The 21,558-nt window shown below is 69.1% G+C and carries 22 protein-coding genes; 10 read left to right on the plus strand and 12 right to left on the minus strand.

Annotated elements, in window-relative coordinates:
• Positions 1 to 42: 42 nt before the first annotated feature.
• The 5 genes from MOX01_RS05025 to MOX01_RS05045 form a co-directional block, all read right to left on the minus strand.
• Entirely contained in the window at positions 43 to 831 is a 789-nt protein-coding gene (locus MOX01_RS05025) for an ABC transporter ATP-binding protein (RefSeq protein WP_061016883.1), read from the minus strand.
• Between the two features lie 11 nt (positions 832 to 842).
• Positions 843 to 1,946 (minus strand): FecCD family ABC transporter permease, encoded by a 1,104-nt coding sequence (locus tag MOX01_RS05030; RefSeq protein WP_141368657.1) that lies wholly within the window; start codon positions 1,944 to 1,946, stop codon positions 843 to 845.
• Positions 1,943 to 3,016 carry a FecCD family ABC transporter permease gene (locus MOX01_RS05035; protein WP_230977807.1) on the minus strand — a complete coding sequence of 358 codons (1,074 nt, stop codon included), beginning with the start codon at positions 3,014 to 3,016 and terminating at the stop codon, positions 1,943 to 1,945. The genes MOX01_RS05030 and MOX01_RS05035 overlap by 4 nt, the downstream gene beginning before the upstream one ends.
• Before the next feature lie 8 nt (positions 3,017 to 3,024).
• On the minus strand, positions 3,025 to 4,089 hold the full coding sequence (locus MOX01_RS05040; protein ID WP_061016886.1) for an ABC transporter substrate-binding protein: 1,065 nt from the start codon (positions 4,087 to 4,089) through the stop codon (positions 3,025 to 3,027).
• Positions 4,090 to 4,276: 187 nt separating this feature from the next.
• Entirely contained in the window at positions 4,277 to 5,119 is an 843-nt protein-coding gene (locus MOX01_RS05045; RefSeq protein WP_141368661.1) for a helix-turn-helix transcriptional regulator, read from the minus strand.
• Between the two features lie 158 nt (positions 5,120 to 5,277).
• On the opposite strand from MOX01_RS05045, the gene arfB reads away from it, so the two are divergent.
• Together arfB and MOX01_RS05055 are read left to right on the plus strand one after the other, a co-directional pair.
• The gene (gene arfB, locus MOX01_RS05050) at positions 5,278 to 5,718 is read left to right on the plus strand and encodes an alternative ribosome rescue aminoacyl-tRNA hydrolase ArfB (RefSeq protein ID WP_141368663.1); all 441 of its coding nucleotides are present in this window, start codon (positions 5,278 to 5,280) and stop codon (positions 5,716 to 5,718) included.
• A 70-nt stretch (positions 5,719 to 5,788) separates the two neighbouring features.
• The gene (locus tag MOX01_RS05055) at positions 5,789 to 6,367 is read left to right on the plus strand and encodes a hypothetical protein (RefSeq protein ID WP_141368665.1); all 579 of its coding nucleotides are present in this window, start codon (positions 5,789 to 5,791) and stop codon (positions 6,365 to 6,367) included.
• A 7-nt stretch (positions 6,368 to 6,374) separates the two neighbouring features.
• Here the strand turns inward: MOX01_RS05055 and MOX01_RS05060 are convergent, their stop codons facing one another.
• Entirely contained in the window at positions 6,375 to 6,989 is a 615-nt protein-coding gene (locus tag MOX01_RS05060) for a TetR/AcrR family transcriptional regulator (RefSeq protein ID WP_046747787.1), read from the minus strand.
• Positions 6,990 to 7,060: 71 nt separating this feature from the next.
• Between MOX01_RS05060 and tet(42) the strand changes: the two genes are divergently transcribed.
• Positions 7,061 to 8,347, plus strand: a complete 1,287-nt coding sequence (gene tet(42) / locus MOX01_RS05065; protein ID WP_230977808.1) for a tetracycline efflux MFS transporter Tet(42) — start codon at positions 7,061 to 7,063, stop codon at positions 8,345 to 8,347.
• Between the two features lie 3 nt (positions 8,348 to 8,350).
• On the opposite strand, the gene MOX01_RS05070 is transcribed toward tet(42), so the two are convergent.
• The 5 genes from MOX01_RS05070 to MOX01_RS05090 form a co-directional block, all read right to left on the minus strand.
• Positions 8,351 to 9,184 carry a nucleotidyltransferase domain-containing protein gene (locus MOX01_RS05070; RefSeq protein WP_141368667.1) on the minus strand — a complete coding sequence of 278 codons (834 nt, stop codon included), beginning with the start codon at positions 9,182 to 9,184 and terminating at the stop codon, positions 8,351 to 8,353.
• A 30-nt stretch (positions 9,185 to 9,214) separates the two neighbouring features.
• Entirely contained in the window at positions 9,215 to 11,290 is a 2,076-nt protein-coding gene (locus tag MOX01_RS05075; protein WP_141368669.1) for a bifunctional lysylphosphatidylglycerol flippase/synthetase MprF, read from the minus strand.
• A gap of 45 nt (positions 11,291 to 11,335) precedes the next feature.
• Positions 11,336 to 12,148 carry a tyrosine-protein phosphatase gene (locus tag MOX01_RS05080; protein WP_141368671.1) on the minus strand — a complete coding sequence of 271 codons (813 nt, stop codon included), beginning with the start codon at positions 12,146 to 12,148 and terminating at the stop codon, positions 11,336 to 11,338.
• An 89-nt stretch (positions 12,149 to 12,237) separates the two neighbouring features.
• On the minus strand, positions 12,238 to 12,891 hold the full coding sequence (locus tag MOX01_RS05085) for a DsbA family protein (RefSeq protein ID WP_141368673.1): 654 nt from the start codon (positions 12,889 to 12,891) through the stop codon (positions 12,238 to 12,240).
• A gap of 70 nt (positions 12,892 to 12,961) precedes the next feature.
• Positions 12,962 to 13,390: a hypothetical protein gene (locus tag MOX01_RS05090; RefSeq protein ID WP_141368675.1), complete on the minus strand. Its 429-nt coding sequence runs from the start codon at positions 13,388 to 13,390 to the stop codon at positions 12,962 to 12,964.
• A 75-nt stretch (positions 13,391 to 13,465) separates the two neighbouring features.
• On the opposite strand from MOX01_RS05090, the gene MOX01_RS05095 reads away from it, so the two are divergent.
• From MOX01_RS05095 to MOX01_RS05105, 3 genes are read left to right on the plus strand one after another with little or no spacing between them, the layout of a single operon-like run.
• Positions 13,466 to 13,816, plus strand: coding sequence for a PLD nuclease N-terminal domain-containing protein (locus MOX01_RS05095; protein ID WP_046747792.1), 351 nt, complete (start codon positions 13,466 to 13,468; stop codon positions 13,814 to 13,816).
• A 14-nt stretch (positions 13,817 to 13,830) separates the two neighbouring features.
• Entirely contained in the window at positions 13,831 to 15,480 is a 1,650-nt protein-coding gene (gene menD, locus MOX01_RS05100) for a 2-succinyl-5-enolpyruvyl-6-hydroxy-3-cyclohexene-1-carboxylic-acid synthase (RefSeq protein ID WP_058632598.1), read from the plus strand.
• Positions 15,481 to 15,496: 16 nt separating this feature from the next.
• Positions 15,497 to 16,339: a polyphosphate kinase 2 family protein gene (locus MOX01_RS05105; RefSeq protein WP_046747793.1), complete on the plus strand. Its 843-nt coding sequence runs from the start codon at positions 15,497 to 15,499 to the stop codon at positions 16,337 to 16,339.
• Positions 16,340 to 16,352: 13 nt separating this feature from the next.
• Here MOX01_RS05105 and MOX01_RS05110 read toward each other — a convergent pair whose 3' ends face one another.
• Positions 16,353 to 17,621, minus strand: a complete 1,269-nt coding sequence (locus tag MOX01_RS05110) for an isochorismate synthase (protein ID WP_141368677.1) — start codon at positions 17,619 to 17,621, stop codon at positions 16,353 to 16,355.
• A gap of 56 nt (positions 17,622 to 17,677) precedes the next feature.
• Between MOX01_RS05110 and MOX01_RS05115 the strand changes: the two genes are divergently transcribed.
• The 4 genes from MOX01_RS05115 (at position 17,678) to MOX01_RS05130 (ending at position 21,500) form a co-directional block, all read left to right on the plus strand.
• Positions 17,678 to 18,241: a DUF402 domain-containing protein gene (locus MOX01_RS05115; RefSeq protein WP_058632561.1), complete on the plus strand. Its 564-nt coding sequence runs from the start codon at positions 17,678 to 17,680 to the stop codon at positions 18,239 to 18,241.
• Entirely contained in the window at positions 18,238 to 18,957 is a 720-nt protein-coding gene (locus MOX01_RS05120; protein ID WP_058632562.1) for a class I SAM-dependent methyltransferase, read from the plus strand. Before MOX01_RS05115 ends, MOX01_RS05120 begins: the two co-directional genes overlap by 4 nt.
• A 46-nt stretch (positions 18,958 to 19,003) precedes the next feature.
• On the plus strand, positions 19,004 to 20,065 hold the full coding sequence (locus tag MOX01_RS05125) for a polyprenyl synthetase family protein (protein WP_061016898.1): 1,062 nt from the start codon (positions 19,004 to 19,006) through the stop codon (positions 20,063 to 20,065).
• 61 nt (positions 20,066 to 20,126) lie between these two features.
• Positions 20,127 to 21,500 (plus strand): FAD-dependent oxidoreductase, encoded by a 1,374-nt coding sequence (locus MOX01_RS05130; protein ID WP_046747798.1) that lies wholly within the window; start codon positions 20,127 to 20,129, stop codon positions 21,498 to 21,500.
• The last annotated feature ends 58 nt before the right edge of the window (positions 21,501 to 21,558 follow it).

Here is a 21,558-nt window from a genome sequence, read left to right on the forward strand (position 1 = left end):
GCTTCCGCGGAGTGGACGTCGTGGGGGATGTCTTGGGGGACGTCACGGTGTCCGCCGTCCGAGCGGCAGCACGAGCGGGGTGCCTGAGACGGGGTCGGTGATCACCTTGCAGGGCAGGTCGTACACGGCGTGCACGAGCTCGGCGGTGATGATCTCGCGCGGGTCTCCCTGCGCCACGATGGCCCCGTCGCGCATCGCCACGAGGTGCGTGGCGTAGCGAGCGGCGTGGTTGAGGTCGTGCAGCACGGCGACGAGCGTCGTGCCCTCGCGGTGCAGGTCGGCGAACAGCTCCATCAGGTCGATCTGGTGCGCGATGTCGAGGAAGGTCGTCGGCTCGTCGAGCAGCAGGTGCTTGGTCTGCTGGGCGAGGGCCATCGCCACCCAGACGCGCTGTCGCTGCCCGCCGGAGAGCTCTTCCACCAGGCGCCGTGAGAGATCCGTGACCCCGGTGGCGGCCATGGCCTCAGACACCGCACGCTCGTCGGCGCTGCTCCACGTGCGCATGGCGCTCTGATGCGGGAAGCGTCCGCGACCGACGAGATCGGCGACCGTGATGCCGTCTGGCGCGATGGACGACTGGGGGAGAAGGCCCAGCTTGCGAGCGGCTTCCTTCGGCTTGAGCGAGCGCAGCTCGTCGCCGTCGAGCAGGACGGCCCCGGTGCTCGGGCGCAGCAGCCGGGCGAATCCGCGCAGCAGGGTGGACTTGCCGCACGCGTTCGGTCCGATGATGATCGTGAACGAGTCGTCCGGTACCTCGAGGGTCAGCTCGGAGATGATGGGGGTGTCTCCGTAGCCCAGCGTGATGTCGCGAGCCAGCAGCGAAGCGGTCATGGGTGTTCCTTTCAGGTGCGGCGCGCGTACTGGGCGGCCAGCAGCCAGGCGAGGTAGATGCCGCCGACCGAGACCGTCACGACGCCGACGGGCACGGCGACGAGCTGGGCGACGGCGTCCGACACGACGACGAGCGCGGCCCCGGTCAGCATCACGGGCACGGTGCCCATCGGGGTGTTCGAGCGGGTGAGGCGCTGCGAGATCTGCGGGGCGGCGAGAGCGATGAACGATATGGGTCCGGCGGCGGCGGTGACGAGCGCGACCAGGGCAACGCCGAACACCATCGCCGCGAGGCGGGTGCGTCCGGGACTGATGCCGAGGGCGGTCGCTGCGTCGTCGCCCATCTCGAGCACCGGGAGCGTGCGGGCGAGCGGGAGGGACAGGAGCATGACGATCGCGAACACGAGAGTCGCCGGGATCAGCTGGTCGAACCCGAGCGAGGCGATCGAACCTGCCCCCCAGGTCGCCGCCATCATCGCCTTCTCGACACTGACCGAGATCAGGATCCACGAGGTGAGGGAGCCGAGTCCTGCCGAGACGCCGATGCCGACGATGATGAGCCGGAACGACGACATCGTGTTCTTGTTCGCCAGCACGTAGACGAGAAGTGCAGTCAACAGGCCGCCGATGAGTGCGCCGACCGCCTTGAACATGTAGGTGTTCAGTTCGAGCACGACCATCACGAGCGTCACACCGAACTGGGCCCCGATGCCGAAGCCGATGATGTCCGGGGAGCCGAGCGGGTTGCGCGTGAGGGACTGGAAGATGCCACCGGCGAGGGCCAGGGCAGCGCCGCACAGTACGGCGAACAGCACCCGGGGCAGGCGCCATTCGACGACCACCTGGCGGATGTCGGGGTCTGAGGAGGGATCGAAGATCGCCCGGATGACGGCCGCGAAGTCGACCTCGTAGGCGCCGAGCGTCATGGAGAAGAGGCCGGCTCCGACGATCACGACGAGGAGGATGAGGCACACGACCACGGAGCGCACCGGGATGAGGGTCGCGACGCGCGCGGTCTCGATCCGGAACAGGCGCCGACCGTGGTCGACGGGCGCGACGTCGGTCGGCCGCGCTGGCGTTCCCGACGCGGTGACCGGCTTCTGATCGATGCTCACAGCCCGCTCACCCGCTTGCGGCGAACGAGCACGATCAGGATCGGGGCTCCGAGGAGGGCGGTGACGATCCCGACGCGCATCTCCCCGTTCGGGAGCACGATGCGGCCCAGGATGTCGGCGAGGAGCAGGAAGGCGGGGCCGATGATCATCGAGTACGCGAGTACCCAGCGTTGATCGGGTCCGGTGAACCAGCGCACGATGTGGGGGATCATGAGTCCGACGAAAGCGATGGGTCCGGCGGCGGCGACGCTGGTTCCCGCCAGCAGGGTCACGGCGATGATGACGAGGATGCGGGTCACCCGCACGCGAGCGCCGAGGGCCTGCGCCAGGTCGTCCCCGAGAGCCAGGGCGTTCAGGGAACGCGCGCACAACAGGCCGATCAGCAGCCCGGCGACGATCAGCGGCACGGCCCAGGTGAGCTGGTCGATCGTGCGTCCGCCGATAGAGCCGACGCCCCAGAACCGCATGACCTGAAGCGTGCTGGTGTCGCGCAGCACGATGGCGGTGGTGAACCCGGTGAAGGCGGCGCCCAGGGCCACCCCAGCGAGGGTGAGCTTCATCGGGGTCGCACCCGAGGCGCCGAAGGAACCGAGGATGTACACGAGCATGGTGAGCACGAAGGCGCCGCCGAGGGCGAAGGGCACGTAGGCGCCGGGGGTGGTGAACCCGAGCACGCCGACGGCGAACGTGACGGCGAACGACGCACCGGCGTTGACCCCGAGGATGCCGGGGTCGGCGAGCGGGTTGCGGGTGAAGGCCTGGATCAGTCCGCCGCACACGGCGAGAGCCGCGCCCACGACGATGCCGAGCAGGGTGCGGGGCACGCGCAGCTCCATGACCATCAGGTGCAGCGGGTTCTCGTCGTCGTAGGTGAAGAGCGACTGCAGGACGGTGACAGGGTCGATCGCGCGGGCGCCGACGGCGAGCGAGGCGATGGCGGCGATCACCAGCACACCCGCGGCGATGACGAGTCCCAGAACGAGCGTCCCGTTGCGGTGCGGGGAGCCGCCTTCGCGACTCCCCGCACCCGTGTTCGAGACGTCCGTGACGTCGTCTGTCGTCAGGGACATCCCGTGCGTCACTTGCCGGTGATGGTCGGCTCGCCCTGCAGTGCGCCCGCGAGGTCGTCGACGTACTTCGGCAGGATGTACTTCAGCGAGAGCACGGTGGGTGCGCTGATGGCGGAGGCCTCGGCGTCGTCGGCGTAGATCACGTACGAACCGTTCGCGATCGGGTTCCAGCGGGAGACGACCTTGTTCTCGACGGTGTACTTCCCCTCGTCGGCGCTGCCGCCCCACGCGGCGAACAGGTCGGCCTGGACGTCGTAGAGCTTCTCGAGGCTGACGCCGGTGTACCAGTTGTCGCCCTCGGCGGTCTTGAGGAAGCTGTCCATCGCCGAGGTGGACGTGAATCCGAGGGCCTCGGTGATGCGCACGCGGGGGTCGTACTCGAGGTAGACGCCCAGGTCGGTGCCGCCCTCGTTCAGTGTCAGGCCCCAGACGAAGGTCTTGTCCTGGAACTCGGGGTGCTCGCCGGCGAGGGTGGTGATCTGCTCCTCGGTCTCAGCGATCAGCTCGTCGGCCTTCTTCTCCTCCGACAGTGCCTTGCCGACCGTGCGGGTCATGTCCTCCCACGTGCCGGGGTTCCACGGACCTTCGATGTAGGGGACGGTCGGGGCGATCTCGGTCAGGCGCTCGTACTCGATGTCGGAGATGCCCGAGTACAGGCTCAGGATCAGGTCGGGCTTGAGCTCCTTGATGGCCTCGTAGTTGGGGCCGTCTTCGAGGAAGGGGATGATCTCGGGCGTCTCGCCGTACTCTTCGGTGACGTAGTCCTCGAACCAGGGCTGGTAGCCGCTCTCGCCCGCGCCCCACACCTCTTCCATGCCCACGGGGTTGGTGCCGAGGGCGGCGACGATGTCGGCCGTCATCCAGCCGAGGGTGACGATGCGCTGCGGCTTCTCGGGGATCACGGTCTTCCCGTGGCCGTGCTCGATCACCACGCCGTCGGTTGCGGTGGGCGCCGAATCGGCAGCTTCACCGGGCGCGGTCGAGCACCCGGCCAGCGTGAGGGCGGCGGCGACGGCCGCGGCGACGAGGGCGGAGCCTCGGCGGATCTTCGGGCGCGCAGAAGCGTGCGACATGGTTCTCCTTCGGGAAGGGGGGAGGGTGTTGCCGCATCGACGCGGCGAGAAGTTAGGTAAGCATGCCCTAACAGAATGATGCTAGAACGCGGATGGCGCGCTCAGTGTCGCGGGAGCGACGACTTGTATCGCGGAACCGACAAACGCCGGTCGGATCGACCGTCGGGCGACCGGGAATGCCGTGCCGTCAGCGCCAGTACAGCTGGTGGGCGGCGTCGGAATGCACCCGCGCCACGTGCTGTCGCGGGGTCAGGCCGAAGCGGTCCTTGAATGCGGCGGAGAAGGCGCTCGTCGTGGCGTAGCCGCAGCGGTGCGCGGCGGCGCCGATGGGGGTGCCGTCCACGACCAGTCGGGCTCCGAGAGTCATCCGCACTCCGGTGCGCCAGCGCCCGAAGCTCATGCCGACGTCGTTCTGGAAGATGCGCAGCACCGTGCGCTCGTGGAGGCCGTGGGCGAGGAACAGCTCGATCGCACTGCGGGGGTCGCCGGGGTCGGCGAGCACGGTCTGCACGAGAGCTGCCACGCGTTCGTCGGCGGGCATCGGTACCTCGCCCCACTCGCTCGCGGCCTCCGGAAGCGGCTGTTGGAGCATCTCGATCAGGACGGACTGGATGCGCACGCGCAGGTCGGTGGGCATGTCGTTGATGCCGAGGTGCAGCAGCATCTCCTGCACGGCGCGCGGCACGAGCACCCGGGTGATGCCGTCGATCGGGGTGATCAGCGCGGAGTCGGGGATGTAGGTGTAGCAGCCCGTCGAGTCCGCCTCGTGATGAGCGGTGTGTGGGGTGTTGGCCGGGATCCATACGCCCTGACCGGGAGCGAGTCGCCACCGCGCATCCTGCAGGTGCACCCACACCGTGCCGCGATAGCACCAGGCCAGCATCGGGTCGGCGTGGCTGTGCGGGGGAGAGAGCGGACGGGTTCCCGTGTCTTCGGCGGTGACCACACCAGTGCCCATCAGGTACGGCTCGTTCACGGTCGACGGATACGAGGGGCTCGCCGCCCAGTCGTCCTGCCGGTATGAGTTCATTCGTGCTCCGCGTGACGGGCTGCGCCGCGGGCTCGAAATCCGGCCTGCCGTCCTCGCCATGCTAACGGGGTGCGGTGCGGTGCGGTGCGGTGCGGTGCGGTGCGGTGCGGTGCGGTGCGGTGCGGTGCGAGTGCGACGCGAGGCCCGATGATGGAGGTATGCCCTCCGCTCATCGCCCCGGTCTGCGGGTCTCGTCGGGTCTCACGATCCCCGAGGCCGAGCTGTCGTGGCGCTTCTCGCGGTCGTCCGGTCCGGGCGGTCAGGGCGTGAACACGGCTGATTCCCGTGTGGAGCTGGTGTGGGATGCGGCGCGTTCGCCGGTGCTCTCACCGCATCAACGCGAGCGACTGCTCGACCGGTTGAGCGGTCGTCTGGTCGACGGCGTGCTGACGATCGCCGCCTCAGAACACCGCGCACAGCTGCGGAACCGGGATGCGGCGCGCGATCGACTCGTCGCTCTCGTGGAGGAGGCGCTGCGTCCGCCCGCTCCGCCGCGTCGAGCGACGAAGCCGAGTCGGGGATCGAAGGAGCGCCGGCTGAAGGCGAAGCAGCGGCGCACGGATGTCAAGAGCCTGCGTCGGCGCCCGCGCGACGACTGAACCGACAGTGAACGAGGGCGATGCCCGATCGTGATCCTCGGGCGCACCTGAAGTCCCTATGCTCGACGCCATGGTCGACCAGGTCGGGTGGGTTCCGGAGTCCCAGTACCGTCGCGCCGTGGGTCTCCTCCGTGGCTGGGTGACGGGGCTGGCGATCCTGGGTGTCGTCGGGGTGCTGATCCTCGGTGCGTTGATGTTCCGCTGGGTGTTCCAGGTCTCGCCCTTCCCCGTGGTCGTGTCGTCGCCGGCGGCGTGTCATCTTGGCGGCGATCCGCAGGACCCCAGGTTGTACGTGGCGGTCGACGTGCAGAGGATGGTTGACGGGGCGCTCGTGGACGCATCATCGTTGGGCCCTTCGGGATGGACTGTCGAGGCCGCAGGGGTCGCCGCGTCGATGCCCGAGTTCGCTGCCCTGGATGACGCGGCGTTGACGCGCATCATCGAGCGGGCGGCGGCGGATTCCTCGATGCTCAGCGCGAAGAGGCCCACCGGCGTTCTGCTCGTGGTGCTCGACACCGAGGGTGAGAGCAGCGGGAGCCTCGCCGGACTCCGCACCGAGTGGGTGTTGGGGGAGCCCGTCCACCAGCAGGATGTGCCTCTGGGAATCGAGTTCACGCCCTCCGGTTGCACGGTGACGACCGTTCGATGAGGGCTCTCTAGCTGGCGGATCCGCTGAGGCCGGCTTCGACCGGCGCCCAGCCGTTCTCGAGGATCACGAATCCTGCTTCGAGCGTCCCGAAGGGGTCGTCGTTCTCGTTGACGAGCAGCTGCATCTGCAGGATGAACCGCGAGTAGACCCGGATCTCCGGGGTGGGGGTGTCGAGTCCCAGTTCGTCGGCGATCGCGTCGGAGAGGGCGTCTTCGTGTCGGAGCCACATCTTCGCCGCGTAGTCGCGCAGCGCCGGTGTCTCGTTCAGGAAGCGCATGAAGGTGCGAGTGATCTCGTCTCCGTGCTCGTCGACGTTCGCGCGGAGCTCTGAGGCGTAGAAGTCGTGGATGGCGCGGTTGATCGTGCTCCCCGACGGGCGCTCGCGGACGGCGGCCACCAGTCGGTCGCGCTGCTCGTCGTCTTCGTCGAACACCAGCGCCTCCTTCTGAGGGAAGTGCGCGAACACGGTCGTGGGGGAGACATCTGCGGCATCGGCGACCTCGCGGATGCTCACCTCATCGAAGCCGCGTTCCAGGAACATGGCCGTCGCGACGTCGGAGATCGCCTTGCGGGTCGCGGCCTTCTTCCGTTCGCGGCGACCGAGAGGTGCGGGATTGGTCATGTTCGAGAGTCTATCGTGAACCCACTATGAAACTGGCTTGACACCAAAACTGGTATGACTACACTTTCGGTATGACTTCACCCACCTCTCTCACGCGACGGGACCAGAACCGCGCGTGGATCATGCTCATCGTGCTCACGATGCTCACCGTCATCGGAATGACGGTCGTCCTCCCGGTCCTGCCCTTCGTCGTGCTCCAGTACGTCTCGCACGAGAGCGACCTGGCCATCTGGGTCGGCGTGCTCGAAGCGATCAACGGCCTCTGCGCCTTCCTGGTCGCGCCCTTCCTCGGACGTCTCTCAGACCGCTTCGGACGTCGACCCGTGATCATCGTCGCGGCATTCGGTGCGGCCTTCTCGATGGCGCTGTTCGGATTCGGCGGCGCCCTCTGGGTGCTCGTGCTCGCTCGCGTCATCCAGGGCCTCACCGCGGGCGATCTACCCGCCCTCTTCGCCTACCTGGCCGACATCACCCCGCCGGAGCAGCGCGCCAAGCGCTTCGGCCTCCTCGGTGCGCTCTCGGGGATCGGCACCATGATCGGTCCAGCCATCGGAGGACTGCTCGCCGCGATCAGCATCCAGCTCCCGGTGTTCCTGACCGCCGCCGTCGCCCTCACGATCGCGATCCTCAGCATCTTCCTCCTCCCGGAGAGCCTGAAGCCGGGCAACAGGATCGCCGCAATCAAGCTGCGCGACGTGCAGCCCTTCGCCGTCTTCAAGGAGGCCTTCGGACGCAAGGAGCTGCGCGGGCTGATGATCGGCTTCGGCCTGCTCGCGCTGCCGTTCGGCTTCTTCGTGAACAACTTCAGCGTGCTCGCCCTGGACTCCATCCAGTGGGGACCGACCCAGATCGGACTCCTGACCGCGGCCGTCGGCATCATCGACATCCTCATCCAGGGCGTGCTACTGGGCATCCTGCTTCCGCGCATCGGCGAGCGCGGAGTGATCGTGAGCGGCATCGTCGCGCAGATGATCGGTCTCGCGGCCCTCGCCGTCGTGGCTTCCGTCTTCGCGCAGCCGTGGGTGTTCATCGTCGGCGCCCTGATGCTGGCCGCCGGCCAGGGGGCGTCCCAGGCCGCGATGGACGGGGCGATGTCCAACGCCGTCGGCGACGACGAGCAGGGCTGGCTCGGCGGAGCCACCCAGTCGTTGAATGCGGCGATGGGCACGGCAGCCCCGCTCATCGCCGGTGCGCTCTACGCACTGGTCAGCCACGCGGCCCCGTACTGGCTCGGGGTCGCGCTCATGATCGTGGCGGCGATCGTCGTCAGCCGCGCGCACATCGCGAACACCGCGAAGCGCCCGGCCGGCGAGACGACGGGCGACGCTCCCGCGGCACTCGTGGAGACGGCCGGCTGAGGTTCAGTCCGAGGGGGTTGCCGGGCGCGGCAGCCCCCTCAGCTGTGCGATCGACGCCAGCAACTCTTCCGGCGCGGTTCCGATGCTTCCGAGCACCGCGGCGGCTGCCGCGCTGAACCCCGCCGTGTCGATCGGGAGCCGTGCCACGTTCGGCACCAGTCCCTTCTCGTTCGTCACCCACTGGCCGGCGGCCGCGTGCCAGGCATGGGCGATCAGCATGGCCGCTGTGGTTCCGCACAGCGCCACGTAGGCGGCATCGCCCGTCTTCGTGCCCTTCGTGGCTGCGTTCAGCAGGAAGTCGACCTGCCAGAGATTCTCGATGAACGCCGCGCGGAGGGCGTCGGGGTACGGAGTCACGCTTTGAGCCAGCGCGACGAGGATCCCGTCCGGGTCGCAGAGCGGCACGCCGGTCGCCACCTCACCCGCATAGGCGACGTCGAGGAAGCCGAGCGGATGTCCCGGCTGGGAGTGGAAGGCGAACTCGCCACGGGCGGCGCGGGCGCACTGGTCCTCGACGCGGGTCACGTCGCGGAGGATGAGGTCGACCGGTGCGCCGTCGACGATCAGCCAGGCCCCGCTGTCGACCCAGGGTCCCCATCCGCCGCGGCCGGCGATCTCGACGTCTTCGCCGGTCCATCCGCTCGCTGCCTCCGCGAGGGCGGTCAGGTCGACGTCCGCCTCCACATACAGCCCCAGATCGATGTCGGAGTCGGGGCGGTGCGTCCCTCGCGCGCGGCTGCCGCCCAACGCGACGGCTCGCACCCCTGGCACCTTTCCCAGGTCGTCGGCCATGGAGCGGAGGCGGTCTTCATCGAGCACGACACCGATCGTACTCATGCGGATTCCCCGGTGCGGATCCCGCCGGCGTCAGTCCTTGCCGCCGCGCACGAGCTCGAGCCCTGCGCCGGCGAACTGCCGCAGGGTCGCGTCCGGGAGGAAGGCCCGGGTGAGCGCTCCGCCGATGCGGGTGAGGTCGCTCTCGTCACGGAACAGCAGGTACATGGTCTCGTACCGCGGGTGGAACTTCTGCTTGAAACGGTGCAGCGACCCGAAGCCGTACACCGGTTCCAGGGCCTCGGCGAGCCGGTCGCTGAGCGCTGCGATCATCCCGGCATCCGGTGGATAGTCGTGGGCGAGCGGTGCCCCTGAGAGCGACATGATCTGTGCGCCCTCGTCGGCGAACTGGCGGGCGGAGGATCCGATGAGGTACTCCATCACCGGCCCGAAGCCGCCCTCGCGACGCCGCATGAGGTCGAGGGTCCAGCCGCGCACGACGCCGCCTTCGCCGTAGACCGGCAGCCACGACAGGAACCCGTCGACGTCGCCGTTCGGAGCGAGGGCCAGCGCGAGTCGCACCTCCGGGTCTTCCGCCTCGTCGAGCGTGCCGAGCGTGAAACGCATCTCCGGCAGATCCTTGTCTCCCACCCAGGCCTCCGAGATCGCGCGCAGCTGCTGCTGCACACCCCACGGTTCGGCCTTCAGGTGCGTCATCCGGAACGTCATCTCCTCGCGGCCCGCCTTGTTGAGCGAGGTGCGGACGGAGTTCCAGCGCTTGCCGGTGAACTCCAGGCCGGGGAGGTCGACGATCGTGTCGTCCGCCACCACGATGCTCCGCCACGTCGAGGGCACGGCGGCGCGCGTGGCTTCGTCGGCGCTGAAGAAGCACGGCACGAGACCGGCCAGCTCGGCGGCGTGGATGAAGTCGGTCACGGCCTCGGCGCGCGTCTGTGTCGGTCCGATCGGGTCGGCGAGGGCGAGGGCGACGCCGTTGCGCCGCTGGTACGCCACGATGCCGCCGATGACCCTGGCGTAGCTGTTGCCGTCCCAGGTCGTCATCCACGAGAGCGTGCCGCCTCCGTGCGTGCGCAGCTGCTGCTTCATGTCCTCGACGGTGGGGGCGGGTTGCATGCCGAGCTTGGCTCGCCGCTTGGCGCGGAAAGCGCGGCGTACCCAGATCAGGTACACGAGCATGATCAGCCAGAGGAACCCGTTCGCCAGAGCGAGCTCGGTGTCTCCATCCCAACGGAAATCGACCTGAGCCTGGCTGTACACCGTGATCAGGATCAGCACGAGAGTGGCAGTGAGGACGTTGAAGATCCCCAGCAGCAACGCGAGCACCCAGGTCCAGCGGCGCCCGCGCCGGAGGCCGTTCACCAACACGAGGATCACGACGAGGTCGATCGCCAGGTCGATGAATCCGCCGGACGCGGGATCGGTCTGGCCGAAGGGGCCGTCGGTCGCCACGAACGTCGTGATGATCTCCACGGCGCCGAGGACGAGCATCGCGACCACGGCGATCAGCCGCTGCTCGCGGACCGTGGTGTGCCGCACCCGCAGCGACCGGTCGACCACGAGGATCAGCAGCACCGCGAGGAGGTGTTCGAGGTCGGCGACCTTGCCCCAGAACAGCATCGCGATGAAGACGAAGCCGAGCAGGATGAGCCAGCCGCGCACTCGCCACGGCGGACGGAACAGCCCGACCGCGGCGGCGATGCAGGCCATGGTGCCGCCGGATGCCCCCACGTCGAGTGCCTGGGCCTGCTCCGTCGCCCAGGCCCAGGGGAACTGCGACAGCAGGAACAGCAGCAGCGCGGTGGCGAAGATCGCGAACAGCTGCCCGATCCAGTAGTAGGCGAGCGCGATGCGCGACCCGCGACGGAACTCCAGGTAGGCCATGCCCCAGAAGCCCGCGATGGTGAACAGATACACCCACGGCTCGTTGACGAAGAACGTGCCGGTGAGCGGAGTCCACCACTTGCCGTCGGCCAGGTTGGGAAGACCGTAGGCGACGCTCTGGAAGAGTGCGGTGTCCTCGAACGGGCTCCAGAGTCCGCGCGAGACCACCCCGACGACGAGGATCAGCAGCACCATCGTCAGCGTCGCGGGGATGCGCCGGACGACGGCGATCACGGGATGCGGAGAGGGGGAGTGCTCCTCGGTCATGCGCTCAGCGTAGCGAGGGAGGTGGCTCCGCCGCGGAGGGCGCTCCTACTCGCCGCGGAGAACCCGTCGGAGGTCGGCGATCTCCTCGGCCGTCATCCCACCGCTGCGCAGGTAGCCCGATACGTCTCCGTGATTCGCGGTGATCCACTCCATCGCCGCCTCGATCGCCGACGCCGGTGATTCGGTGGCGAGGGTCTTCAGCGCCGGGGTGAGGGGGACTCCGAGAGAGGTGATCAGCGCGGTGAGGGCCTCGGCGAATCCGCGCGCGAGGTTCTTCTCCGTGAGGGTGTAGTCGGCGACGATCTCCTCACGGGGAACCTCCGCGACGAGCAGCAGGATCGCGGCAGCGAGGCCGGTGCGGTCCTTACCCGCAGTGCAGTGGAACAGCACTCCCGGCCGCTGGGTGCGCGCGGCGGCGAGCACCGTCCTGGCGATGGTGGCGAACTGCGGGGCACTGGACTCCAGGATCGAGGTGTAGAGCTCCTCCAGCGTCGGCACCTGCTTCAGCACCTCGGTGACCTGGGTCACGGAGAGACCAGCGCTCCCGGCCGCAGGGAGGAACTTCTTGACCATCTCGTCCATCGCCCCGCCCTGCATGGGAAGTTCGATCAGTGTCACGCTGCCGTCGTCGGGCAGTCGGTCGGCGGCACGGGAGCGCTCGCCGTCCGTGCGCAGGTCGATGACCGTGCCGATACGCAGATCGGTCAGGGCCTGCATCCCCTCATCCGTCAATGCAGCCAGCGCGTCCGACCGGAAGAGGAGGCCGGAGGCGAGCGTCCCGCCGTCGGAGGTCGGGAGTCCCGTGAGTTCGCGGGCGTTGTGGGTCGTCTGCAAAGCGGTTGAGATGTCGATGGTCATTCTGGCCTCTCCTGGGTGTGCGGCCAGAATATCGGTGTGGCGGGAACGCGCGGCTTCGACACGGAAACCGCGCGTTCCCGCCCGTCGTCTCAGCCTTTCACGGCCTTCTCGATGGCCTGCTCGAGGTCGTCCCACTCCTGCAGCACGACTTTCTCCCCGGCGACGAAGAAGGTCGGCGTGCTGTTGACCCCGAGCTTCTCACCGTCCGTCTTGTCGGACTGCACCCGCTCCGCGGTGGCCGGATCGGCGATCGCGGCGTCGTAGGCGGCCATGTCGAGGCCGAGCTCTTCGGCGAAGCCTCGGAACACCTCAGGGGTCTCCTCTGGCTGCTCGCCCCACTGCGCCTGGGTCTCGAACAGGCGGTGGTACATGTCCTCGAAGCGGTCCTGACGAGCGGCCGCCTCGGCGGCCAACGCGGCCTGCGTGGAGTTGATGTGACCGGGAAGCGGGAAGTAGCGCACGACGTAGGTGATCTCTCCGTCGTACTTCTCGCGGAGATCTTCCACCACGGGGTAGAACGCACCGCACGCCTCGCATTCGAAGTCGAGGAACTCGACGACGGTCACGGCGCCGTCGCTCCCGTCGTCGAGCACATGCGAGTCGGTGCGGACGGTCTGCTGCGGTTCTCCTTCTGCCGAGGGTGCGGCGGGTTGCTGCTGGCTGATCGCGAACACGATCCCGGCGATCAGCAGGACGATGGCGACGGCGATGGCGACCAGGGTCGCTTTGACAGAGTTCTTCATGGGGTCTCCAGACACACGGGTACGACGAGGGAAGGTGCCGCCGGCGGGCGGCGCGGACGCTCGTCGTGGATCAGGTGCGGGAGATGGAGAGCTGCGTGAGGGTGAGGGCGGAGACGAGGATGCCGGAGCCCGCCCGGCTCGGAGTCGCCGCGTGCGGAGAGTGGACGTCGAGTGTCCGTGTCGAATGGCCCGTGAGCCGGCGGAACAGCAGGATCAAGGCGACGGACCCCAGCACCGCGAGCAGGCAGATGCCCACGCCGGAGGACAGCACATCGACCGTCGCTGCGCTCTCGACATCGGCTGAGGTCCGGGCAGCCGCGGCCGACTCCGAGACACCGGAGGCGAGACACAGTGTCGCGTGCACGTCGGCGGAACCCCGAGACGTCGACCAGGCGCCGACGACGAGCAGGAGCGCGAGGCCGACGGCGATGATCACACGGGCGATCAGCAGCCGTTCGGCCCCCGCTCGCGGCGACGGATCAGGCGATGGGGGCAACATTTCCCGCGCAGTCTAACAACGCCGCCTCTGTCCTCCCCGGGGCCGGAGCGGTCGCGACACGCCTAGACTGGAGGGGTGGCGAGACTACTGATCGTCGGCGGCTTCCTCGCCGCCGTGTTCTGGGTGTTCAGCATCGTCGACTGTGCAGTGCAGCCGGCGACGCGGCACCGGGGTGTGTCCAAACCGCTCTGGATCGCGATCGTCGTGCTCCTTCCCGTGATCGGCGGCATCCTCTGGTTCGTGATCGGCCGCCGTCGGGCCAACGATCCCGGTGTCCGTCCTGTCGTCGCACCGGATGATGACCCCGCCTTCCTCCGCAGCATCAGCAAGTCCGAGCAGGATGCGCGTATCCGCCGCCTCGAGGAAGAGCTGGCACGCCTCGACGACGAGACCGACGAGCCGCCTGCCACGGACCAGCGCCCGTGACCTCGTCGCCGGCGATGGACGCCGCGGCGACCCTGATCGCCGAGCTCGTCGGCCACGGTGTGCGCGACATCGTGGTGTCGCCGGGCTCGCGGTCGCAGGCACTCGCGCTCGCCGCTGTGCGTGCCGCCGATGACGGACACCTCCGCGTGCACGTCCGCATCGACGAGCGGGTCGCGGGGTTCACCGCCCTCGGCATCGCCAGGGAGACACGCATGCCCGCAGCGGTGGTGTGCACCTCGGGGACGGCCGTCGGCAACCTGCTTCCCGCGGTCATGGAGGCGTTCCACTCCGGGGTCCCGATGCTCCTGCTCACCGCCGACCGCCCCCCGGAGCTGCGCGGCGTCGGCGCCAACCAGGCGACGCTCCAGGAAGGCCTCTTCCGTCCGTGGGTGCGTGACGCGCTCGATGCTCCGGTGCCGGGCGAGGGCGACTGGGCCGGACTCGCCGAACGGGCGGTCGCCGCGTCGATGGGGGCACGCGAGGTCGAGAGCGGCCTCCGTGGCGTCGCCGGGCCCGTGCACCTGAACCTTCCCACGAGAGAGCCCCTCTCGGGGGACCTTCCCTCCATCGAACCCGTCCGGGGCGAAGTTCCCTCGGGGCTGAAGGAGGAGCCGTTCGAGCTCGACCGCAGCCGGCGCACCGTCGTGATCGCCGGGGCCGATGCCGGCCCCGATGCCGAAGAGATCGCGCATGCCGGTGGGTGGCCGCTGATCGCCGAGATCGTGAGCGGTGCGCGGTTCGGACGTCAGGTCGTGCACGGCTACCGTCGCCTGCTGGCTCGTGAAGATCTCGGCGGACGCATCGAACGGGTCGTGGTGCTGGGCCATCCCACTCTCAGCCGCGAGGTCGCCGCGCTGCTCGCGCGACAGGACGTCGAGATCGTCGCCGTGCGCCACGGCGGCGAGGAGCTGAACCTCAACCACCGCACGCGCGGAGTCGACGCGGTCGCGGTCGCCCCGGGGGCGGCCGCTCGCGACTGGCTCGGCGAGTGGATGCGCGCGTCCGCCGCTGAGGTCGTGGACCTGAGCGAGCACGCCCCCGACCCGGAGGCGCTGGCATCCGCCGACTTCGCTGCGCGCAGAGAAGCGGTGAAGGCCGAGCTCGACGCGGTCCGCCGCCCGCTCGATCGCGAGCTCCTCGTCGATGCCGTGTGGCGCGCCACCTGGCCGCACGATCGCCTGGTGTTCGGATCCTCGCGCCTGGTGCGCGTCGCCGATCAGGTGCTCGGCGGCAAGAAGGTCCCCGTCCACGCCAACCGCGGTCTCGCCGGCATCGACGGCACGATAGCCACCGCGACAGGTGTCGCGATCTCCAGTCAGGCGGCCGGAGCACCAGGGATCACCCGTGTGCTGCTGGGCGATCTGGCCTTCCTGCACGATGTCGGCGCTCTGCTGCTGCCGCCGGACGAGACGGAGCCTCGGCTGCAGGTCATCGTCGGGAACGACGGCGGCGGCACGATCTTCGATGCCCTCGAGGTCGCATCCTCCGCGCGGCCGGGCGACCTCGACCGGGCCTTCTACACGCCGCACACCGTCCGCCTCGAACACCTCGCCCTCGCCTACGGCTGGGAGTACCAGCGCGTCACCACCCGCACGGCACTCGATCAGGCGCTGACCTCGCCGCGCGGCGGCCGTCAGATCATCGAGGTGCCGCTGGCGCGTTGACTGGCAGGATGTGCGTATGAACGCGCACACCTGGACGCAGAAGCTGCGAGTCGGCGAGGGATTCCGTCTCGCCGATGTCGACCCCGATGCCAAGCCCGGCTACGACCACGGCAAGTCGCACGGGGTCTCCGACCTCGCGGCAGGCCTGGCGGACCTCAACGTGCTGCAGGAACGGCTGTTCGCCGAGAGCCGCGTCGGCGTGGCGAAGGACGCCGTTCTCCTGGTGCTGCAGGCGATGGACTCCGCGGGCAAGGGCGGCATCGTGCGGCACGTTGTCGGCGGTGTCGATCCGCAGGGCGTCGCGCTCGCCGCATTCAAGGCGCCGACGGCCGAGGAGCGCGCGCACGACTTCCTCTGGCGTGTCGAGAAGCGTCTGCCGGAGCCGGGGTTCATCGGGGTGTTCGATCGCTCGCACTACGAGGATGTGCTGATCGGGCGCGTGCGCGAACTCGCCCCGCCCGCGGAGATCGAGCGCCGCTACGACGCCATCAACGAGTTCGAGGCGCGCGTCGCGGCATCGGGTACCCGGATCGTGAAGGTCATGCTGCACATCTCGCCCGAAGAGCAGAAGGCGCGGCTGATGGAGCGCCTCGAACGTCCGGACAAGTACTGGAAGTACAACCCGGGTGATGTGGACGAGCGGATGCTCTGGCCGCAGTACATGGACGCGTATCAGACCGTCTTCGACCGCACGTCGACCGACGCGGCCCCGTGGTTCGTGATCCCGGCGAATGCGAAATGGTACGCGCGACTCGCGGTGCAGGAGCTGCTGCTCGCGGCACTGGAGGACATCGATCCGCAGTGGCCGAGTGCCGACTTCGACGTCGAGGCCGAGAAGAAGCGCCTCGCCGCCAGCTGAGCGTGCGCCGCGGTCAGGCCAGCGCGTCGACCAGCGGACGGAACTTCACGCGCGTCTCGAGCAGTTCGCTCTCGGGATCGGAGCCGGCGACGATACCGGCGCCCGCGTATGCGGTCACGCCGATCTCTCCCGCCCGTTCGGTGAACTGGGCGCAGCGGAGCGCGATCGCCCACTCGCCGTTGCCTGCGGCGTCCACCCAGCCGACGGGGCCCGCGTAGCGCCCGCGATCGAAGGGCTCGAGCTCGCGGATCGCCGCGATCGCCGCGGGTGTCGGGGTGCCGGCCACAGCCGCAGTCGGGTGCAGCGCGCGGACGAGGTCGAGTGCCGTCTCGCCGGACGCGAGCTCGCCTTCGACATCGGTGGCCAGATGGAACAGGTTGGGGAGCTTCAGCAGGAAGGGCTGCTCGCTCGCCGACAGAGCCCTGGTGTGGGCGCGCAGCGAGGCGAGCACGCTCTGCACGGCGTACTGGTGCTCGTCGAGATCCTTCACGCTCGACGCGAGATGAGCTGACGCGGCGGTATCGGCATCCGCATCGGCTCCGCGGCCGATCGTGCCCGCCAGCACCCGCGCGGTCACCGTGCCCCCGTGCACGGTCACGAGCGTCTCCGGGCTCGCGCCGATCAAGCCGTCGACGGCGAAGGCCCAGGTGTCGGGGTAGCCGGTCGACAGGGCGCGCACCAGACGCCGCAGGTCCGATCCGGCGGGGATGCTGCCGGTGAGGTCGCGTGCGAGCACGACCTTGCTCACCTCGCCGTCGGCGATGCGGGTGAGGGCGCGGCGCACCGAGTCCTGGTAGCCCTGAGGCGTCTGGGCCCCCGGACCCACCGTGCCGGCCCAGTGCGGTCCATAGGGCTGCGTGACCAGGTCGACCTGATGCTCCGGCGCACCTGCCTGCGCGGCGCCGGCGAAGCGGATCGTGGTGCGCCAGAAGCGGTCGCCGTGTCGTCCGATCACCTGCGTCGGGATCACCAGCACGCTGTCGGCTGTCGAATCCTCATCGAATGCGATGGTTCCGAAGGCGACGAGCCCGGTGCCGGGAAGCTCCATCGGGTCGGACACCTCGGCATGCGCGGCCATGTCCCGCCAGGCGCTCGCGAGCGACGTGACGCGTGACGCTTCCGCATGTGCGGGAGGCCGGATCTCGCTGAGGGTCTGGCCGACGGCGACGATCCCGTCTCCGCGCCGCAACCAGGCCAGAGGACGGGCGGGGTCGGCGTACGCCAGGAGGTCTTCGACCGGGTCGATCTCTCGGGTCTCCACGACCAGGTGGGGGGTATGCACGCATCCAGCCTATGCCGCTCAGACGACAGGGATCCGCGTGGCCGTAGGGTGAGCGGATGAGCGATGCACGCCCCGCACCCGGCACCGAGATGGTCTTCCAGTGGCGCAAGTGGGACGGCTCGCCGCACTGGCGGCACGAGTGCGTGTATCTCGGTGCCGACCGGTGGGGCGATTGGCTCGGACAGCCCGTGGGGTGGCACAGCGTGCGACCGGGCGCGGAGTTCCACGCCGGGGGTCCGAACGTCACCCTGGTTCCGGCCGACGGCGACCATGCCGTGACCGTCAACCGCCGTCACCGCAGGGGCATGCGCATCTACATCGACCTGGGGTGGGACATCCACTGGTCCGACGATCCGCTCCTCGTGACCGGGATCGACATGGACCTCGACGTGGTGCGGGTCGCGGGCGAGCGCGGCACCTGGGTCGACGACCGCGACGAGTGGGCCGAGCACAGTGTGCGCTACGGGTATCCCGCGGACGTCATGGCCCATCTCGAATCCCTGGCCCTCGACCTCGAGACGCGGGTGCGTGCGCAGGTCGCCCCGTTCGACGACGCCACCGTCGACCCCTGGCTCGACCGCCTCGAAGCGCTGGGCCTCCCGCCTAGACTGGACTCGTGACCTCGAACGAGAAGAACCGCGCCGATCTCGGCAAGGACCCCGCCCGCGTCAGCGGCATGTTCGACCAGGTCGCCGCAGGCTACGACCGCACGAACACCGCCATGACGTTCGGCAACGACGTGCTCTGGCGGGCAGCCACCACGCGAGCCGTGGCTCCGAAGCCGGGTGAGCGCATCCTCGACCTCGGTGCCGGAACGGCGTCGTCGTCGGCCTCCCTCGCGCGCAGCGGCGCCGAGGTGGTCGCAGCCGACTTCTCCCCGGGGATGCTCGCCGAGGGGGAGCGGCGGCACGGCGCGATGCGCAACCTGTCGTTCGTGCAGGCCGATGCCACCGATCTGCCGTTCCCCGACGCCTCGTTCGACGCGGTCACCATGTCTTACGCGCTGCGCAACGTGAACGATCCGAAGAAGGCGCTTCGCGAGCTGTATCGGGTCACGAAGCCCGGGGGCCGGCTCGTGATCAACGAGTTCTCGACGCCGCCGGGGAAGCTCTTCCGCAGCGCATACAGGTTCTACAACGCGCAGGTGCTGCCCCGTGTCGCCCGCGTGGCCGGCACCAACGGCGATGCCTACGACTATCTGAACGAGTCGATCAGGGAGTGGCCCGATCAGAAGCGGCTCTCCGCGTGGATCCGTGAGGCGGGCTGGAGCGAGGTCGCGTACCGCAATCTCTCGTTCGGCATCGTGGCCCTGCACAGAGCGCGCAAGCCGGAGTGAACCGTCCGGGCGAAACCGTGACATCGGACGAAGGTAGGCTGAGAACGTGACTTCGAGCCCCATCGCCCCGGGTTCGCGACTGGCGAGCCGTCTCGGCTTCAGCGATCGCGTCTTCATCGGCCCCGCTGCCCGCCGCGTCGCCCGCGCCATCGAGGACGGGCTGGAACTCGTCGAGACCGGTCTGGCCGACGACGTCCGTGTCGCCGACCCTCTGGCCGATGCCGCGAGTCGCTATCTGTACGAGGCAGGTGGCAAGCGCATCCGCCCCGTGCTCACCCTCCTCGCCGCCCAGCTCGGCGACGGCAACACCACCCAGGTCATCGACGTCGCGAAGGCGCTCGAGATCACGCATCTCGGATCGCTCTATCACGACGATGTGATGGACGGAGCCGATCGCCGTCGCGGGGTACCGGCTGCCCACGCCGTGTGGGGCAACAACATCGCGATCCTCACGGGCGACATCCTGTTCTCCCGTGCCAGCCAGTTGATGTCCCGACTCGGTGAGCGCGCGATCCGTCTTCAGGCCGACACCTTCGAGCGGCTCGTCCTCGGTCAGATGCACGAGACCCTGGGCCCGCAGGAGGGCGACGACCCGATCGAGTTCTACATCCAGGTGCTCGCCGACAAGACGGGTTCGCTGATCGCCGCGGCCACGCAGGGCGGTGTGATCTTCTCGAACGCTCCGTCGGAGTACGAGGAGCCGCTGCGCGTGTACGGCGAGAAGATCGGCGTGGCTTTCCAGCTGCTCGACGATGTGATCGACCTCTCGGCGAAGCCCGAGGAGACCGGCAAGGTGCCGGGCACCGACCTGCGCGCCGGCGTTCCGACCATGCCCTACCTCCTGTTGAAAGCGGAGGACGACGCGGGTGCGGTCGATCTCGCGGCGCGCATCGACGACGGTGTGGCCCTGATCGCCGACGGCGCGGACTCCGCGATCCTCGACGGCCCGCTGGATGAGCTGCGCGATCACGCGGTCACGCAGAAGACCCTCGAGCTCGCGCACGCCTGGACACAGGATGCGATCGATGCCCTCACGCGCCTGCCGCGGGGGACCGTGCGCGAGGCACTGACCCGCTTCGCAGAGACCCTCGCCGAACGCTCCAGCTGAATCCGCGCGGGCGGCCCGTCGGGTCGCGCGCCTGTTGCGACGGCATACGAAAGGACCTCCCATGACCAAGCTCAGACTGGCCATCGTCGGTGCAGGCCCCGCCGGCATCTACGCCGCGGACATCCTGCTGAAGGCGGAGCGCAAGTTCGACGTCTCGATCGATCTGTTCGAGCAGCTTCCCGCGCCCTACGGTCTGGTGCGCTACGGTGTGGCCCCCGACCACCCTCGCATCAAGGGGATCATCACGGCCCTGCGCGACGTTCTCGACCGCGGTGACATCCGCCTGTTCGGCAACGTGCGCTTCGGCGAGGACATCACCCTCGAAGACCTGAAGAAGCACTACAACGCGGTGATCTTCGCCACGGGTGCCATCCGCGACACGTCTCTGGACATCCCCGGCATCGACGCTGTCGCCTCCTACGGAGCGGCCGACTACGTCAGCTGGTTCGACGGACACCCTGACGTTCCGCGCGAATGGCCGCTGGATGCGGCATCCGTCGGTGTGCTGGGCAACGGCAACGTGGCGCTCGATGTCGCACGCATGCTGGCCAAGCACGCGGAGGATCTGCTGGTCACCGAGGTGCCGTCGAACGTCTACGAGGGCCTCAAGGCCAGCGAGATCACCGACGTGCACGTGTTCGGCCGTCGTGGGCCGGCGCAGGTGAAGTTCACGCCGCTCGAGCTGCGCGAGCTCGGCGAACTGCGGGACGTCGACATGGTCGTCTACGACGAGGACTTCGACTACGACGATGCGGCGAAGGATGCCGTCGCCAGCAACAAGCAGGTCATGGTCATCGACCGCATCCTGCAGTCGTGGCGCAAGCGCGATTCGGTGAACAACGCCGGCGGCACGGCCTCGCGACGCCTGCACCTGCACTTCTGGGCGAAGCCGGTCGAGGTCCGCAAGGACGAGAACGGTCGCGTCGCGGCGCTCGTCTACGAGCGCACCCAGCCCGACGGCCAGGGCGGGGCGATCGGCACCGGTGAGCTGCGCGAGGTGCCCTTGCAGGCCCTGTACCGCGCCATCGGCTACTTCGGCTCGCCCCTTCCCGGCGTCCCGTTCGACAAGAAGCACGGCGTGATCCCCAACCGTGAGGGCCAGGTGCTCGCGAAGGACTCGAACGAGCGCGTCCCCGGCATCTACGCCACGGGGTGGATCAAGCGCGGGCCGGTGGGTCTGATCGGGCACACCAAGTCCGATGCGATGGAGACCGTGCGCCACATCATCAATGACCAGGGCTCCTGGTGGCACCCGGAGGACCCCTCCGAGGAGGCCATCGTCGAGCTCCTGCAGGAGCGCGGTGTGCGCTGGACCGACCTGGACGGATGGCACCGCCTCGACGAGCACGAGATCGCTCTCGGCGCGCCTGAGGAGCGGGCCCGCGTCAAGGTGGTCCCGCGCGACGAGATGGTCCGCGTCTCCCGCGGCGAGTAACGCCGCCTCGGTCTGGCCTCCCCGTCCCTTCGGCACGCTCCGCTAGCCTGGCGTGAAC

The organism is Microbacterium oxydans (genome assembly GCF_006540085.1).
In the GTDB taxonomy this organism is placed as follows: Bacteria; Actinomycetota; Actinomycetes; order Actinomycetales; family Microbacteriaceae; genus Microbacterium; species Microbacterium oxydans.

Bases quoted from the DNA above. Each gene is read 5' to 3' on its own strand.
- MOX01_RS05025 (WP_061016883.1), bottom strand. From the start codon at position 831: ATGACCGCTTCGCTGCTGGCTCGCGACATCACGCTGGGCTACGGAGAC.
- MOX01_RS05035 (WP_230977807.1), bottom strand. From the start codon at position 3,016: ATGTCCCTGACGACAGACGACGTCACGGACGTCTCGAACACGGGTGCG.
- MOX01_RS05040 (WP_061016886.1), bottom strand. From the start codon at position 4,089: ATGTCGCACGCTTCTGCGCGCCCGAAGATCCGCCGAGGCTCCGCCCTC.
- MOX01_RS05045 (WP_141368661.1), bottom strand. From the start codon at position 5,119: ATGAACTCATACCGGCAGGACGACTGGGCGGCGAGCCCCTCGTATCCG.
- arfB (WP_141368663.1), top strand. From the start codon at position 5,278: ATGCCCTCCGCTCATCGCCCCGGTCTGCGGGTCTCGTCGGGTCTCACG.
- MOX01_RS05055 (WP_141368665.1), top strand. From the start codon at position 5,789: ATGGTCGACCAGGTCGGGTGGGTTCCGGAGTCCCAGTACCGTCGCGCC.
- MOX01_RS05060 (WP_046747787.1), bottom strand. From the start codon at position 6,989: ATGACCAATCCCGCACCTCTCGGTCGCCGCGAACGGAAGAAGGCCGCG.
- MOX01_RS05070 (WP_141368667.1), bottom strand. From the start codon at position 9,184: ATGAGTACGATCGGTGTCGTGCTCGATGAAGACCGCCTCCGCTCCATG.
- MOX01_RS05075 (WP_141368669.1), bottom strand. From the start codon at position 11,290: ATGACCGAGGAGCACTCCCCCTCTCCGCATCCCGTGATCGCCGTCGTC.
- MOX01_RS05080 (WP_141368671.1), bottom strand. From the start codon at position 12,148: ATGACCATCGACATCTCAACCGCTTTGCAGACGACCCACAACGCCCGC.
- MOX01_RS05085 (WP_141368673.1), bottom strand. From the start codon at position 12,891: ATGAAGAACTCTGTCAAAGCGACCCTGGTCGCCATCGCCGTCGCCATC.
- MOX01_RS05090 (WP_141368675.1), bottom strand. From the start codon at position 13,390: ATGTTGCCCCCATCGCCTGATCCGTCGCCGCGAGCGGGGGCCGAACGG.
- menD (WP_058632598.1), top strand. From the start codon at position 13,831: ATGGACGCCGCGGCGACCCTGATCGCCGAGCTCGTCGGCCACGGTGTG.
- MOX01_RS05105 (WP_046747793.1), top strand. From the start codon at position 15,497: ATGAACGCGCACACCTGGACGCAGAAGCTGCGAGTCGGCGAGGGATTC.
- MOX01_RS05115 (WP_058632561.1), top strand. From the start codon at position 17,678: ATGAGCGATGCACGCCCCGCACCCGGCACCGAGATGGTCTTCCAGTGG.
- MOX01_RS05130 (WP_046747798.1), top strand. From the start codon at position 20,127: ATGACCAAGCTCAGACTGGCCATCGTCGGTGCAGGCCCCGCCGGCATC.